Here is a 13,865-nt window from a genome sequence, read left to right as displayed (position 1 = left end):
CGTACCCGAACGCTTATGAATATTATTTGAATTTTTGAGTACATGCCCGGCGCAATTATCGAACGCGGCGACCGAGTCACCCTCCGGACGGTCGAACGCGACGACGCACCCTTCGTCCAACGCGGCTACACCAACCCCGAAATTCGCTATCCCCTCGGCAATCTGCGACACAAGAACCTGAGCCAAATCGAGGCGCAGTTCGAGAACTTTATCGAAAATCCGAGTCACGCCCAGTTTCTCGTCTGTCTCGACGCCGAGGACGCCGGACCCGGCCACCCCGACGACGGCGACGTGACGCCTATCGGTGCGGTCGCCGCGACCGACACGGATCAGGTGCGTCCCGAACTCGCCTACTGGCTCGTTCCGGAGTATCACGGTGACGGTTACGGCTCGGAGGCGGTCGCGCTCGTCGTGAACCATGTGTTTCAGTCGTACGACACGCCCAGTATCAGCGCGGCGACTCTCGACTTCAACGAGGCGTCTCGCAGTCTACTGGAGTCGCTCGGCTTTACGGAGGAGGGCCGCCTCCGGAAGGCCCGTTTCATCGGCGGCGAGTACCGTGACTCCATCGAGTACGGACTCCTCCGCGAGGAGTGGCACGAGCGAGACGAATCGTAGGCAAAACGTCGGACTCTCTCAGACGCCTTCGACGGTCTCGCGGTAGGCCCGGACGTGCGCCAACGCCGACCCGACCGCCTCGGACTCCTCGCCCGAGAGGTCGGCCTCGACCTCCCGAAGCCCGTGCATCAGACGGTCGAGTCGGCCGTGGTCCGGTCCCCGCTTGGCGTCGGCCATCCTCCGCAGTTGCTCGGCGAACGTCCCGAGCCGGTCGGCTGTTTCGGCGTTCGAGACGGTTTCTCGGACGGCGTCGAGTCCCTCGGCGGCGTCTCGGAGGTCTTCTCGTGGATTCTCCGTCACAGGCGACCGTACGAAGAACGAAGGCAAAGGGTTTGTGCCGAGTCGGACACCAACAGTTACCTTTCGAACCCGCGAACCGTGGTCCATGAGCGAGATACTGCCCGAGACGACCGAGCGGTTCGTTCGCGCGATGGTCGCCGAACAGAACGACGTCCTCGCCGAGATGGAGGCCCACGGAGACGAAATCGGCTTTCCGACGGTCGGTCCCGGCGTCGGGTCGTTCCTCCGACTCGCGGCCCGGATGGTGAACGCGGAGCGAATCTTCGAGTTCGGGTCGGGATTCGGCTACTCGGCCTACTGGTTCGCCGAGGCGCTCCCCGAGGACGGCGAAATCGTGCTGACCGAACACGACGCCGACGAACTCGAACAGGCCCGCCAGTACCTCGCTCGCGGCGGCTACGCCGACCGCGCGGTCTTCGAGGAAGGTGACGCGCTCGAAACGATAGCGCGCTACGACGGTCCCTTCGACGTGGTGCTCGTGGACTGCCACAAGGACGGTTACCCCGACGCGCTCGACGCGGTGCGCGAGAAAGTTGCCGAGGGAGGCGTACTCATCGCCGACAACGCGATGGAGAGCGGGATTCAGGACTTCGGAAAAATCCTCAAAATTTTGGAGGGCGACGACCCCGACGCGGACGCCGAGACGCAGGGAATCGCGGACTACCTCGTGGAAGTCCGCGACAGCCCGGAGTTCGAAACGTCGGCGATTCCGCTGGGAGAGGGAATCGCGGTGAGCTACAAGCGGTAGCCTATCGCGTTCTGATTTCGAACTCCACCGGCGGCTCCGGATGGAGCGTCACCATCGGAATCAACTCCGGGTCGTCGCGTCCCGCGTAGTCCAGTTCGAACCGCCGTCCGATGGTCGCCAGAATCAGTTTCGCCTCCCGCATGGCGAACGCCTCGCCGATGCACCGCCGAGGGCCGCCGCCGAACGGGTAGTAGGCGTAGTCGGGCCGGTCCGTTTCCTCGGCCCACCGCTCCGGGCGGAACTCCTCGGGGTCGTCCCACCATCGCGGGTCGCGGTGGACGACCCACTGAGGCATCGCCACGATGGCCCCCTCAGGGAGCCGAAACCCCGCCACGCTGTCGTCGCCGGTCGCCTGCCGGTAGACGACGTAGACGGGCGGGTAGAGCCGAATCGCCTCCTTCACGACGCGCTCGGTGTACGCCAGCGCGTCGGCGTCGGCGGCGGTCGGGTCCTCGCCGTCGAGGACCGAATCGAGTTCAGCTTGAAACTCCCGCCGAACTTCGGGGTGTTCCGAGAGCAGATACCACGAGTACGTGAGCGTCAGCGCGGTCGTGTCGTGGCCCGCGAGCAGCATCGTCAGCACCTCGTCGCGGAGTTGGTCGTCGGTGATGTCGGTCGCGCCCGCCTCGCGCGCGGCGAACAGGAGCGCGAGCATGTTTCCGTCCTCCCGAGCGACACCGCGCTCGTGCTGTCGAATGATGTCGCGGACGATTCGTCGGAGTCGGCGCTCCCCGAGTCGGTACTTGACGTTTCGGGGCGTCGGCACTTCCTCGGGCACGAGCGTCCGCACGTCGTCCGACCTGAACTTCTGGCCGACGTTCTCCAGCGCGTCGGCGATTTCGCGCTCCATCCCGCCGAGTTCCGCGCCGAGGACGGTCTCGACGATGATGCGGAGCGTGAGCCGAGACATCGCTCGGTCGCCCTCGACGCGGTCGCCGTCGGCCCACGTCTCGGCGAGTTCGCGCGCGTCGGCTACCATCGTCTCGGCGTAGCGGTCGAGCATCGACCGATTGAACGACGGTTGGATTCGCTTGCGCTGGCGGAGCCACCGGTCGCCCTCGCTGGTCAGCAGGCCCTCGCCGAGCAGGCCGTCGAGGCCCTCGCCGCCGAGGTCGGGCTTTCGGTAGTTCGCGTTGTTCCTGGTCAGAATCCGCTCGATTTCCGCCGGGTCGGTCAGGAGATATATCTCGCCGTTGAGCGTCTCGACGCGAACGAAGTCGCCGTACTCCCGTGCGCTCCGCTCGAAGAATCCGAGCGGGTCGGCGGCGAACGACAGCGAACTCCCGAACAGCGGTACCCCTGTCGGCCCACGCGGCACTCTGTCGGCCATGCTTCGAGTTAGCGCGCCGAAGTGTTAAGGAAATCGTCCGGCCGGGCAAAGCGGCGGGGGGGGGGCCCGCGGGGGCCCGCCCCCCCCCGCCGCCCAGTCGGAAGTGTCGCCTCCTCACGTCACCCTGTTCAGCACCCACGCCGCGAGACCGACGAGGATGAGGAGGATTCCGATTCCCGACGTCGCTGGCTCCGGGAAGAAAAACAGGACGACGCCCGCGAGGATGACCAGTCCGATTGCGCCCTCGGATAGCCAGCTATCGTCGGATTCGTCGCCCTCGATGCCCGAGGCGGCCGGCGAGCGCCGCTCGCCGGCCGCCTCCTCGTCGAGGTGGTTGCCGTACTCGTCGCCGGTCGCGTCTCGCGGTCGGTCGCTCATGGCCCGAACGCCGACGCGGTCAGGGTTATGCGTTCGGGCCGACTCTGGGTTGGCGCGGCCGTCGAAGGCGGCTAAATCGCGTCTTCCGGGTCGTGTTCGTCCGCCATTCGCGCGGCTTCGGTGGCGTACTGCTCGCGCGTCTCGGCGTCGTCCACGCTCCCGAGGTTGTCGGGCGAAACGTCGATTGCGGCGGTCGTGTCGCGCACGTCGGTAAAGCTCGTGAGCGCGCGCTCCTTGCGGAAGTACCGCTCTCCGTCGGTCGTGGCGTAGACGAGGATGATGAGATTCTGCTCGTCGTCCGAATACGTGCGCTCGACCAGCCACACTCGAATCGTCTCGGTATCGGCTTCGGTTCCGGTTTCCTCGACCATAGCTTGACGAACGGGCGGTACGGTTTTAGTTCGCCCGACTCGCGCGATTTCGGCGCTACCGCCGACTTCCGGGTTGGGGGTCCACGTGTGGCTTCGCCATCAGGTCCCGGAACTCTTGGTCGTCTATCCACTCCAGCAGGTGGACCAACTGCTCGGCCGCGGCGTCGAAAATCTGCTCGCCCTTCTCGGGAGTCGCGTCGGTCTGGTCGCCGAACACGCCGTTGTCGGAGTTGTCGATGGAGTCGTAGAAGTTGCGCGCGCCGTGGACGTACGAGTCGTCGAGCGGGTAGTCCGGCACGCCGTCGTCGCGGGCGTCCGCCAGTTTCTCCTCGTGCACGAGGTCGGGGTCGATGTGCATCATCATCGCGGTCTCCTTCGGCCCGCCGTGGGGTCCGTTCACTTCGAAAATATCGTTCACGAGGTCGGGAATCGACTCGTCCCACATCCACTCGACCGCGTAGGCGACCTCGTCCTCGCGCAGGCGACGACCCACTTCGCGGAGGTGGGTCTGGTTCCCGCCGTGGGCGTTGACGTAGACGATGCGGTCGATGCCGTGGTACGCCAGATTCCGCGAGAAGCTCTCGACGTAGTCCCGAAACTCCGGCGGGTCGGCCCACATCGTGCCGTGGAACTGCTTGTGGTGGACGCTCATGCCGACGTTCACGGTGGGCGTACAGAGGTAGCCCGACCGGTCGGTCGCCTCGCGGGCGAGCGACTCGGCGATTCGGTGGTCGGTCGAGAGCGGCAAGTGAGGGCCGTGTTGCTCGGTCGAACCCAGCGGCACGACCGCGAGCGACTCCTCGGCGACGTAATCGCTTAGCTCCGGCCACGTCCGGTCTGCGAGGTACATGGTTCCGAGAGTGTGGCGGACCGAGTTAATTCTTCCGCGGTGAAAGTGGTGTTTGGAGGATTGTGGTGGGTGTCGGTAGCGAGACACCATGAATCGGTTACGACGCTCGTCGCGAATTGTAATTCCGAGAACCAACAACAGACAGAAAGCCCCGGCGCGCTCGCGGTCGCTCAGGTGACATATCCGCGCCTCACCGCGCCGTCGGACACATCCGACGAGCCTGCGGTCGCTTCGCTCCCGCAGACAACGCACCGCCTCGGCGCGGATAGGGGTCACTGAGGCGACCGATGCCCTCCGGGCGCGAGCGCGCCGCCCCTTTCATCCCCACCCTTTCGGTTGACCGACCGAGCGCTCGCTCGAACCGCCTCTACTCTCGCGGTCGAATGGGTAATTCGATGTGAGTCGGATGCTCCTTTTCGTGATACACCGTGTTAGTCGCCACCTCGTACTCCCTGTCTCCGTAAAGGGGGCCGCCCGTGTTGTGGTTCACGTCGTATCGCGGGAAGTTCGACGACGAGATGTCGAGTCGAATCCGGTGGCCCGCCTCGAAGACGTTCGCGGTCGGGTACGGTTCCATGTAGAAATCGTAGATTTCTCCGGGGTCCACGAAGTCCGGGTGGTCGCGATACCCCCGGTATCTGGCCCGGCAGATGGAGTCCGAGAGATTCAGCGCGAAGCCTTCGGGGAACTCCTCGCTCGCGGGGTACTCGTCGATTAGCTTCGCGGTGAAGTCGGTGTCGGCGGCGTCGGTCGAACCGTAGACTCGCACTCGAATCGGTCCGGCGATTTCGACCGCCTCTTCGAGCGGTGGCGTGCGGAACACCAGCACGTCGTCGCGCTGTTCGAGGGGCCGATGCGGTTCGTCGGCGAAGTACGTGTCCTCGCGCGTGCGCTGGTCGTACCCGCCACGACCGGTGATGTCGAGGAGTTTGCGCTCGGAGAGGGGGTACTCCAGAATCGACTCCTCGCGGGGTTCGTAGGAGATGTACGACGAGCAGTTGCCGCCGAGGGTCGGCACCGGGTCCTTGGGGTCGAACTCGTAGGTGGTCGCAGACTCCTCGGCGTCGGGACGCTCGCGAGCGAGCGTCCCGTCCGCGTGCGCGAAGAACTTCTCGTACTCGGTGCCGGGAAGCGGCCACTCGTCGGCCTCGCGCCACTCGCCGCCGTGGAAGATGCGCTCGCCCTGCACCCGGTGGCCGTCGCCGCCGCCCATCCGGAAGTACTGGACCGTCGGCTGGTCGCCCCACGTCTCCTCGCCCTTGAGGTAGTGGTCGAAGAATTGGAGGCGGACCTCCTGATAATCCCTGAGCGCGGCCTCTCCGAACTCGGTCTCGCCGGAGTACGACTTGTTCCACGACGGGAGGGGATAGGTGTCCCAGCCGTGAGTCCACGGTCCCATCAGGAGGAAGTGGTCGGCGTCTTTCTCCTCGGCGAGCGCCTCGAAGTTGTCGCAGGTCGCTTTGGTGTACGAGTCGTACCACGCGCCCGAGTAGACGGTCGGCACGTCCGCGCTCTCCTCGCGGAATCGCTCGAAGTTGACGCCGGGCGACTGCCAGAGTTCGTCGTCGGCGTCTCCCTGCTCCATGATGTCGAACGCCCACTCCTCGTAGTTCGGGATGTGGCGCAGGGGGGACTGGCCGCGCTGGACCGGGCCGTCGGCCAGCACCTCGCGGGTGTCAACGTTCGCGAGTCGGCGCTGTACGTCGGGGTCGGAGAGCGCGCGCTTGGCGAACCCGCCGCCGAGCGTGAGCGCCCAGCAGAGCCACCGGAGTTCGAACGCGCCGTTGTGCCGGAAGGTGGCCTCCCGACCGTTGGCCGCGCCCTGATTGACGAACATGGCTTCGAGGTGAGGCGGGTCCTGCGTGGCGAGCGCCGACTGGACCCACGCGCCGTAGGAGGTGCCGAAGGTGCCGACCTGTCCGTCGCAGTAGTCGCGCTCTGCGAGCCATTCGACGGTGTCGTAGCCGTCCTCGGCCTCGTTCACGAAGATGTAGTAGTCGCCCTCGCTCTCGAAGCGTCCGCGGCAGTCCTGTATCGCCACGACGTAGCCGCGCTCGGCGTACCACTCGCCGTGGCGCTCCATCCGACCGCGCTTGTTGTACGGCGTGCGGTCGAGGAGCGCGGGCTTCGGGTCGTCGATTGGGTCACCCGTCTCGGGGTCGGCGGGCCGATAAATGTCGGTCGCCAATCGCGTCCCGTCGCGCATCTCGACGGCGACGTCGAGTTCGGCGCGAACGTCGTAGGTGGGTTCGGAGGCCATACCCACTATCTTTCGGAGAGCCGTCAAATAGATTGTCCTCAAATTCATCGGTTCGAAGCGCCGTTCCGGAACAAATCACCGGAGGATTTAAATAAACTGTTTATCCAATGGTAGGTGTGCCAGCCATGATAACCGTTATCAATTTTCGTGATGCGCGCCGACAGTGTCCGCGAATCCGGAGGTTCGACCGCCCATGAGCGGTGACGACGGCTTCGACGAATCTGTCGAAGCTCACGGCCCGGCGACCAACCCCAGTTCCGACGATGCCGACGCCGCGAGCTTCGTGGAGTACGGCATCGAGGACAAGCCGCCGCTCGGCGAGTCGGCCCTCCTCGGCTTCCAGCATTACCTGACGATGATTGGTGCGACGGTCGCCATCCCGCTCGCGCTCGCCGGGACGATGGGGATGCCCGACGAGCAGGTCGGCCGACTCATCGGCACCTTCTTCCTCGTTTCGGGCATCGGCACGCTGGCCCAGACCACCATCGGGAACCGCTACCCAATCGTGCAGGGCGGGACGTTCTCGATGCTCGCGCCCGCCATCGCCATCATCGGCGTCATCGCGGCTCAGGGCGCTGGCTGGGAGATAATGATACGCGAACTCATGGGCGCGGTCATCGTGGCCGGTCTGGTCGAGGTGCTCATCGGCTACTTCGGCATCATGGGCGCGCTCAAGCGGTACATGAGCCCGGTCGTCATCGCGCCGACCATCGCGCTCATCGGTCTCGCGCTGTTCAACGCGCCCCAGATTAGCGCCGCCGAGGGCCAGAACTGGTGGCTGATGGGCCTGACGCTCGTCCTCATCGTGCTGTTCTCCCACTACCTCGATAAGTACCACCGGACGTTCCGGCTCTACCCGGTCCTGTTGGGCATCGGGACTGCGTGGATAATCGCGGCGGTGCTGTCCGTGACGGGCTTCTACGCCGAGGGGTCGGCGAGCTACGTGGACCTCGCGGCGGTCGCGAGCGCACCCGCGATTCAGCCCATCTACCCCTTCCAGTGGGGAATGCCGCTGTTCACTCCGGCGTTCATCATCGGGATGATTGCCGGGATGCTCGCGTCGGCCATCGAGAGCTTCGGCGACTACCACGCGGTCGCTCGCCTTGCAGGCAAGGCCGCGCCGAGCAAGAAGCGCATCGACCACGGTATCGGCATGGAGGGTCTCGGCAACACCTTCGCCGGAATCATGGGCACAGGTAACGGTTCGACCTCCTACACCGAGAACGTGGGCGCAATCGGTATCACGGGCGTCGCGAGCAGATACGTCGTCCAAATCGGCGCGTTCGTGATGATAGTCGCGGGCCTCATCGGCTACGTCGGCCAACTGTTCGCCACGATTCCGAACCCCATCGTGGGCGGTCTCTACATCGCCATGTTCGGCCAAATCGCGGCGGTCGGTCTCTCACAGCTCAAGTTCGTGGACCTCGACAGCAACCGGAACGTGTTCATCGTCGGCATCGCGCTGTTCGCCGGGCTCGCGATTCCGGGGTACATGGGCAACGTCGGCGACGCGGCGACCTTCCAGCAGGGTCTCGCCGCGGTTCCGGCGGTCGGCCCGCTTCTCGGCACCGAAGTCGTCGCGACCACGGTGTTCGTCATCGGTTCGACCGGGATGGCGGTCGGCGGCATCATCGCGTTCTTCCTCGACAACACCATCGAGGGCACGCCCGAGGAGCGCGGCGTGACCGAACTGGAGGAGATGTCCGAGGACGACGGCGACTTCGAATCGTTCTGGGACAGCGTCGGCGGACCGGACTCCGAGGAACGCACACCCAAGGCAGACTGATTCGAATCCCATCGATTCGCACGAATTCCGCCGATTCGCGCGAATCTCGCGTCGGCGCGCGAACCGACCCGCTTTTTTACGTGAACTGCCAACCACGCTCACGATGACTGACGTGGCAGACGCGCTCGAAGACGACGAGCGCGTCCTCGAACGCTTTCCGCTCCGCACCGGCGGGACGCTCGCGCTGACCGACACCAGCCTGCTCGTGGACGCCGCGGGGTCGGTGACGCGAATCGACCGCGAGGATATCGTCGAAATCACGGTCGAGCAGTTCGACTGGTTCGTGGGGCTGCTGAGTCTCGTCCTGTTCGGATGGGGGCTGATATCCACGCGGCGCGACGTGGCCGTGGGTCTCATCTTCGCGTCCATCGGCGGCGCAAGCGTCTACTGGACGTACCGAAAGCGCGGGAAGGTCCGCATCAAGGTCGAGGGACGCCCCCGACCGATGTCGGTGTTCCCCGAAGACACCGGGCAGTTCACCGATGCGATGGAGGCCGCGCTCGACGACGACTAAGCCGTCGGCGATTTTCGACTTCCGACCGAATCCGCGGGCGTCTCCGGGGCGGGTTCCCGCCCCGGAGACGCCCGGAAAGACGGCCGACGAAGCTTTACGCCGGACTCCGGTACGATGGTGCGATGGCGGTCTACGAAATCGTCCAGATACTCGTGGGGCTGGCGGTTCTCGGCGCGGTCGTCCTCCCGCGACTCGTCTCGGACAAGCCGCTCTCGTTTCCGATTATCTACGTCGCCGCGGGAATGATTCTGTTCTCGCTTCCGCTCGGCATCGAGCTTCCGGACCCCATCACTCACTCCGAAATCACCGAACGACTCACCGAACTCGTGGTCATCATCGCGCTCATGGGGTCGGGGCTGAAGCTCGACCGACCGTTCAGCGTGAGGGCGTGGTCGATAACGTGGCGGCTGTTGGGCGTCGTGATGCCGCTGACTATCGCCGTGGTCGCGCTGCTGGGATGGGGCGTCATGGGCACGCTCGGTGTGACTGCGGTGCTCCTCGGAGCGGTCCTCGCGCCGACCGACCCCGTACTGGCGTCCGACGTGGGGGCGAGTCCGCCGACCGTGGACACCGACGACACCATCGACCCCGACGAGCAGGAGGACGAAGTCCGGTTCGCGCTCACGTCCGAAGCGGGGCTGAACGACGGTCTCGCCTTCCCGTTCACGAACCTCGCCATCGCGATGGCGGGGGCCACCGGCGGGTCGCTCGCGTGGCTCGGCGAGTGGGCGCTGATGGACGTGGGGTACAAAATCATCGTCGGCGTGGTGTTCGGCTATCTCGGCGGACAGGCGGTCGCTCGGTTCATCTTCGGGTCGGCCTCCTCGACCGAACTCGCGGAGGTGATGGAGGGCGCGGAGGCGCTCGCGGCCACGCTCATCGTTTACGGCGTGACTGAAATCGCGGGCGGCTACGGCTTCATCGCGGTGTTCGTCGCCGCGCTCGAACTCCGCCACTACGAGTGGGAGCACGAGTACTACCGCGACCTCCACGACTTCGCGGTCATCGTGGAGCGACTCCTGATGGCGGCCGTGCTGGTGCTGTTCGGCGGGGCAGTCGTCGGCGGTCTGCTCGCGCCTCTGACCCCGGTGGAAATCGCGGTCGGTCTCGTAATCGTGCTGGTGGTTCGTCCTGTCGCCGGACTGGTCGGCCTGCTCGGCACGTCGGTGCCGTGGGGCGAGCGCGCGGTCGTCGCCGCGTTCGGTATCCGAGGTATCGGGTCGTTCTACTACCTCGCCCACGCGTTCAACGAGGCGACGTTCGCGGAAATCGAACTCCTCGTCGCGCAGGAACGACTCTGGGCAATCGTCGGCTTCGTCGTCCTCACCTCCATCGTAGTTCACGGCGTGGCGGCCAACCCCGCGATGGACCTCCTCGAACGCTACCAGTCGTCCCGAACCGCCCCCGACGAGAGCGCGGAGGTCACGACCGATTGACCGACGATACCGTTACCCGGACGGGCGGCGTAGGCGACGTATGTCCGAACGATACGGCGTGTACGAGGGGGAGGCCGACTCCCAGTACGTCGGGTGTGTCACCTGCGAGGAGTCCATCGACCTGTTCGAACCCCACCCGATGTTCCGCGACGACGCGGTCTCGGAGTTCGGCGACCTGATAGCCCGGACCTACCACTTCTGTAGCGACGACTGTCTGGAGGCGTGGAAGCGCGAGGAAGGGTATCTGAACTGAGAGCGACTCCCGACCGATTCAGGCGAGTCGCCGTCTGACGCCGTTCGAGATTCGCTTTCGGTTGTAGAGTAGTTCGCCGAGTCCCCACGACAGGAGGACGAGCGTGGCGATGACGACGCCCACGAAGTCCCACGGTCCCATCCAGACCGGACGAATCCACGGCGCTATCTTCGACCACCGGTTCGAGAACCAATCGACTTGGTCGGTGACCGCGGTTCCGGCGAACGCGCCGCTCAGCCACTGCGAGAAGGTGAGTCGCTCGCCGGTGCCGGGCGTGAGACCCGCGCTTCCGGTCACGTCGTAGGAGCCTTCGGCGTCCTGGTCGGCGATGGTCGGGCCGCTGGACTCCCCTTCGACGCTGACGCGCGCGGAGTCGTAGGGTGCCCACGGCGCGTAGAACTCCCAGACGACCTCGCCCTCGGGCGTCACTTCGATGACACGCTGATTGTTCGAGTCGGTGACGAGGGTGTTGCCGTTCGGCAGGCGGTCGGCGTCGCGCGGCCAGTTGAAGTCTTGATTCGAGCCGAGTTCCCACGTCTGCTTCCACTCGTCGCCGCGTTTGGCGTACTCCACGATGCGGTCGTTCTCGCTGTCGGCGACGGTTATCGTGGGCGTGCCGTTCTCGCTCATGTGGAAGTCGGGGTTGTGCTGCTCGTGCATGATGTCGTAGTTGTCGTCCTCCCCGAGTCGCATGTCGATTTCCTTGGTGGAGCGATTCACGACCAGCACTTGGTCCATGTTCCGGGGCGAGACCAGATACTGGCCGTCGGCAATCTTGTCCACGTCGTTGACGTGGGTCCAGTCGTTGCTCGGCGGTTCGGCCGCGTAGGTGCCGCCCTGGTCTTCGGTCCAGTTGGTGTGTTCGTCGAAGTGCCACTCCCACGTAATCTCCTCCTCCTCGCGGTCGTAGATGAAGATGCGGTCCTCGCTGTCGTCGGTCGAGGTGTTGTAGTTCCGCATGTTGGCGACGAGTATCTCCTCGCCGTCGTTGATGAGGTCGGCGTCGTGGGTGTCGAGGACACCGTCGAAGTACTCGTACCAGACGATTTCGTCGTTCTCGGGGTCGTACTCGTAGACGCTGCTCCCGCCGGACTCGGTGCCGGTCACGAGCAGGTTCCCGTTGTCGAGCGGGTCAACGTCGTAGAACCACGTCACGTCGTTGTTCGAGCCGTTGTGAACCCATTCGACGTTACCGCGCGGACTCACGCCCACGAGGCGAGCGGGCTTCTTCCCGCTCGACTGTCCCGCGAACTTGAATCCCTGAATCGAGATGACGGTGGTGCCGTTCGCTGGCTTCTCTATCGTGCCTTTCTGGAGGTTCGTCGGTTCGTACGTCAGCGCGGAGACCGCAGAGGGGGCGAGCAGCGACACGATGAGAACCATCACCATGCCGCGTACTAACCACGCCCGCGAGAGCCGCAACTGTTCGAGCGCCATGTACTCGTGTACAGGAAATTGGGACATATGGGTTTTGTCCTCTCACGTTGCACTTAACACGATTACACGTACACATCGGTGCGGGTTCGAACGACTCCGGACAGCTTTAAACGATTCGCGAGCGCCTCCGCGCGGAGGCCGACGAGGTGGTCTGCGTCGAGACGCCGCCGAACTTCCGCGCCGTGGGGCAGTTCTACCGGGATTTCGAGCAGGTGTCCGACGACGAGGCGATGTCGTATCTCGGTCGGTGACGGCGCTCGCACGAGCGCCGTCACCGACCGCGGACGAGGCGGCCGTGCGAATCGACTGCTCGGAGTATTGCCTATTCCGAGCATCACTACTAAAACAGACTGAGGGCGGTAGAAGCAATATTTGGTGGCTGAAGTAACGGAAATCGCGTAGCTATCGGAGCAGTCGTTCGGCTCTCATTGTCGTGGTACTGTGCGAACATAGCACACGCAAACGAAGCATTTAAATACTTGTCGGGCTTACTGTTGGTTAGGAACCGAGGCTCTCGGAGATTCTTCAGGCGCTCTCCACCCTCCCGGGAGACCCCTCCAATCCATCATCACCATGACGAGTACACGCATCCAGAGTTACAGCGAGCAGGCGAACGTACAGAACGACGAACGAACTGACGAGCCGACCGAGACCGAGCGGACTGCCGACGAGCGCGAGGAAATCTGTCCCGAGTGCGGCGGCCGACTCACCGCCGACGCCGAACACGGCGAGACGGTGTGTCAGGACTGCGGTCTCGTGGTCGAAGAGGACACCGTGGACCGCGGGCCGGAGTGGCGCGCGTTCGACGCCTCCGAGAAGGACGAGAAGAGCCGAGTCGGCGCACCCACCACGAAGATGATGCACGACAAGGGCCTCTCGACCAACATCGGCTGGCAGAACAAGGACGCATACGGCAACTCCCTCGGGTCGCGCCAGCGCGAGAAGATGCAGCGCCTCCGAAAATGGAACGAGCGCTTCCGCACCCGCGACAGCAAGGAACGCAACCTCAAGCAGGCGCTCGGCGAAATCGACCGGATGGCCTCGGCGCTCGGTCTCCCCGAGAACGTCCGTGAGACGGCGTCGGTCATCTACCGCCGTGCCTTGGACGAGGACCTCCTGCCCGGCCGGTCCATCGAGGGCGTCGCCACCAGCGCGCTCTACGCCGCCGCCCGACAGACCGGCACGCCCCGGTCCATCGACGAGGTGGCGAACGTCAGCCGAATCGACGAGATGGAGTTCAAGCGGACCTACCGCTACATCGTCCGCGAGCTGAACCTCCAGATTCAGCCCGCCGACCCCGAGGACTACGTCGCGCGATTCGCCAGCGAACTCGGTATCTCCGACGAATCGGAGCGCCGGGCGCGCGAACTCCTCCGGAACGCCAAGCGCAAGGGACTCCACAGCGGGAAGTCGCCGGTCGGACTCGCGGCGGCCGCGATTTACGCGGGGCCGCTCCTGACCAACGAGAAGGTCACGCAGGCCGAGGTCAGCGAGGTCGCGCAGGTCAGCGAGGTCACGATTCGGAACCGCTACCACGAACTCCTCGAAGCCGAGGACGACGCGTTCGCGGCGGCCTGAACGCAG

At 65.0% G+C, this 13,865-nt stretch carries 14 protein-coding genes and 1 pseudogene; 8 read left to right on the top strand and 7 right to left on the bottom strand.

The genetic code is table 11. The features are described from left to right. Positions 1–42: 42 nt before the first annotated feature. Positions 43–618 (top strand): GNAT family N-acetyltransferase, encoded by a 576-nt coding sequence (locus EKH81_RS12540; RefSeq protein WP_132058678.1) that lies wholly within the window; start codon positions 43–45, stop codon positions 616–618. A gap of 18 nt (positions 619–636) precedes the next feature. Here the strand turns inward: EKH81_RS12540 and EKH81_RS12535 are convergent, their stop codons facing one another. Beyond that, positions 637–918 carry a DUF7553 family protein gene (locus EKH81_RS12535; protein ID WP_132058679.1) on the bottom strand — a complete coding sequence of 94 codons (282 nt, stop codon included), beginning with the start codon at positions 916–918 and terminating at the stop codon, positions 637–639. Between the two features lie 85 nt (positions 919–1,003). Between EKH81_RS12535 and EKH81_RS12530 the strand changes: the two genes are divergently transcribed. Continuing rightward, positions 1,004–1,666, top strand: coding sequence for an O-methyltransferase (locus EKH81_RS12530; RefSeq protein ID WP_132058680.1), 663 nt, complete (start codon positions 1,004–1,006; stop codon positions 1,664–1,666). 1 nt (position 1,667) lies between these two features. Here the strand turns inward: EKH81_RS12530 and EKH81_RS12525 are convergent, their stop codons facing one another. From EKH81_RS12525 to EKH81_RS12505, 5 genes are all read right to left on the bottom strand, one after another. Continuing rightward, positions 1,668–2,996 (bottom strand): cytochrome P450, encoded by a 1,329-nt coding sequence (locus EKH81_RS12525; RefSeq protein ID WP_132058681.1) that lies wholly within the window; start codon positions 2,994–2,996, stop codon positions 1,668–1,670. Between the two features lie 114 nt (positions 2,997–3,110). Then, complete coding sequence (locus tag EKH81_RS19385; protein ID WP_202935132.1) at positions 3,111–3,374, bottom strand: hypothetical protein; 264 nt, start codon at positions 3,372–3,374, stop codon at positions 3,111–3,113. 71 nt (positions 3,375–3,445) lie between these two features. After that, a complete protein-coding gene (locus EKH81_RS12515; RefSeq protein ID WP_132058682.1) occupies positions 3,446–3,745 on the bottom strand; it encodes a DUF7967 family protein in 300 nt (99 codons plus the stop codon). A 55-nt stretch (positions 3,746–3,800) separates the two neighbouring features. Beyond that, positions 3,801–4,595: a creatininase family protein gene (locus tag EKH81_RS12510; RefSeq protein ID WP_132058683.1), complete on the bottom strand. Its 795-nt coding sequence runs from the start codon at positions 4,593–4,595 to the stop codon at positions 3,801–3,803. Between the two features lie 367 nt (positions 4,596–4,962). Next, positions 4,963–6,855 (bottom strand): CocE/NonD family hydrolase, encoded by a 1,893-nt coding sequence (locus tag EKH81_RS12505; RefSeq protein WP_132058684.1) that lies wholly within the window; start codon positions 6,853–6,855, stop codon positions 4,963–4,965. A gap of 193 nt (positions 6,856–7,048) precedes the next feature. Here EKH81_RS12505 and EKH81_RS12500 point away from each other — a divergent pair, with 193 nt between their 5' ends. The 4 genes from EKH81_RS12500 (at position 7,049) to EKH81_RS12485 (ending at position 10,844) form a co-directional block, all read left to right on the top strand. Next, positions 7,049–8,641 (top strand): uracil-xanthine permease family protein, encoded by a 1,593-nt coding sequence (locus EKH81_RS12500; protein WP_132058685.1) that lies wholly within the window; start codon positions 7,049–7,051, stop codon positions 8,639–8,641. Positions 8,642–8,744: 103 nt separating this feature from the next. Then, positions 8,745–9,155, top strand: a complete 411-nt coding sequence (locus EKH81_RS12495; protein ID WP_132058686.1) for a hypothetical protein — start codon at positions 8,745–8,747, stop codon at positions 9,153–9,155. Between the two features lie 122 nt (positions 9,156–9,277). After that, positions 9,278–10,591: a cation:proton antiporter gene (locus EKH81_RS12490; protein ID WP_132058687.1), complete on the top strand. Its 1,314-nt coding sequence runs from the start codon at positions 9,278–9,280 to the stop codon at positions 10,589–10,591. A gap of 40 nt (positions 10,592–10,631) precedes the next feature. Further along, on the top strand, positions 10,632–10,844 hold the full coding sequence (locus EKH81_RS12485) for a DUF7576 family protein (protein ID WP_132058688.1): 213 nt from the start codon (positions 10,632–10,634) through the stop codon (positions 10,842–10,844). 18 nt (positions 10,845–10,862) lie between these two features. Here EKH81_RS12485 and EKH81_RS12480 read toward each other — a convergent pair whose 3' ends face one another. Further along, on the bottom strand, positions 10,863–12,281 hold the full coding sequence (locus EKH81_RS12480; RefSeq protein ID WP_132058689.1) for an arylsulfotransferase family protein: 1,419 nt from the start codon (positions 12,279–12,281) through the stop codon (positions 10,863–10,865). Positions 12,282–12,406: 125 nt separating this feature from the next. On the opposite strand from EKH81_RS12480, the pseudogene EKH81_RS12475 reads away from it, so the two are divergent. Together EKH81_RS12475 and EKH81_RS12470 are read left to right on the top strand one after the other, a co-directional pair. Beyond that, a pseudogene (locus tag EKH81_RS12475) lies at positions 12,407–12,532 on the top strand (phosphoribosyltransferase); the annotation flags it as partial. Between the two features lie 322 nt (positions 12,533–12,854). Then, on the top strand, positions 12,855–13,859 hold the full coding sequence (locus EKH81_RS12470; protein WP_132058690.1) for a transcription initiation factor IIB: 1,005 nt from the start codon (positions 12,855–12,857) through the stop codon (positions 13,857–13,859). The last annotated feature ends 6 nt before the right edge of the window (positions 13,860–13,865 follow it).

The sequence above is a fragment of the Halorussus amylolyticus genome, from assembly GCF_004143485.2.
Classification (GTDB): Archaea; Halobacteriota; Halobacteria; order Halobacteriales; family Haladaptataceae; genus Halorussus; species Halorussus amylolyticus.
Note: the sequence above shows the minus strand (reverse complement) of the source record. Positions and strands in the feature narration are given on the sequence as shown.

Bases quoted from the DNA above. Each gene is read 5' to 3' on its own strand.
- EKH81_RS12495 (WP_132058686.1), top strand. From the start codon at position 8,745: ATGACTGACGTGGCAGACGCGCTCGAAGACGACGAGCGCGTCCTCGAA.
- EKH81_RS12470 (WP_132058690.1), top strand. From the start codon at position 12,855: ATGACGAGTACACGCATCCAGAGTTACAGCGAGCAGGCGAACGTACAG.
- EKH81_RS12485 (WP_132058688.1), top strand. From the start codon at position 10,632: ATGTCCGAACGATACGGCGTGTACGAGGGGGAGGCCGACTCCCAGTAC.
- EKH81_RS12500 (WP_132058685.1), top strand. From the start codon at position 7,049: ATGAGCGGTGACGACGGCTTCGACGAATCTGTCGAAGCTCACGGCCCG.
- EKH81_RS12510 (WP_132058683.1), bottom strand. From the start codon at position 4,595: ATGTACCTCGCAGACCGGACGTGGCCGGAGCTAAGCGATTACGTCGCC.
- EKH81_RS12540 (WP_132058678.1), top strand. From the start codon at position 43: ATGCCCGGCGCAATTATCGAACGCGGCGACCGAGTCACCCTCCGGACG.
- EKH81_RS12515 (WP_132058682.1), bottom strand. From the start codon at position 3,745: ATGGTCGAGGAAACCGGAACCGAAGCCGATACCGAGACGATTCGAGTG.
- EKH81_RS12525 (WP_132058681.1), bottom strand. From the start codon at position 2,996: ATGGCCGACAGAGTGCCGCGTGGGCCGACAGGGGTACCGCTGTTCGGG.
- EKH81_RS12530 (WP_132058680.1), top strand. From the start codon at position 1,004: ATGAGCGAGATACTGCCCGAGACGACCGAGCGGTTCGTTCGCGCGATG.
- EKH81_RS12480 (WP_132058689.1), bottom strand. From the start codon at position 12,281: ATGGCGCTCGAACAGTTGCGGCTCTCGCGGGCGTGGTTAGTACGCGGC.
- EKH81_RS12490 (WP_132058687.1), top strand. From the start codon at position 9,278: ATGGCGGTCTACGAAATCGTCCAGATACTCGTGGGGCTGGCGGTTCTC.
- EKH81_RS12505 (WP_132058684.1), bottom strand. From the start codon at position 6,855: ATGGCCTCCGAACCCACCTACGACGTTCGCGCCGAACTCGACGTCGCC.
- EKH81_RS19385 (WP_202935132.1), bottom strand. From the start codon at position 3,374: ATGAGCGACCGACCGCGAGACGCGACCGGCGACGAGTACGGCAACCAC.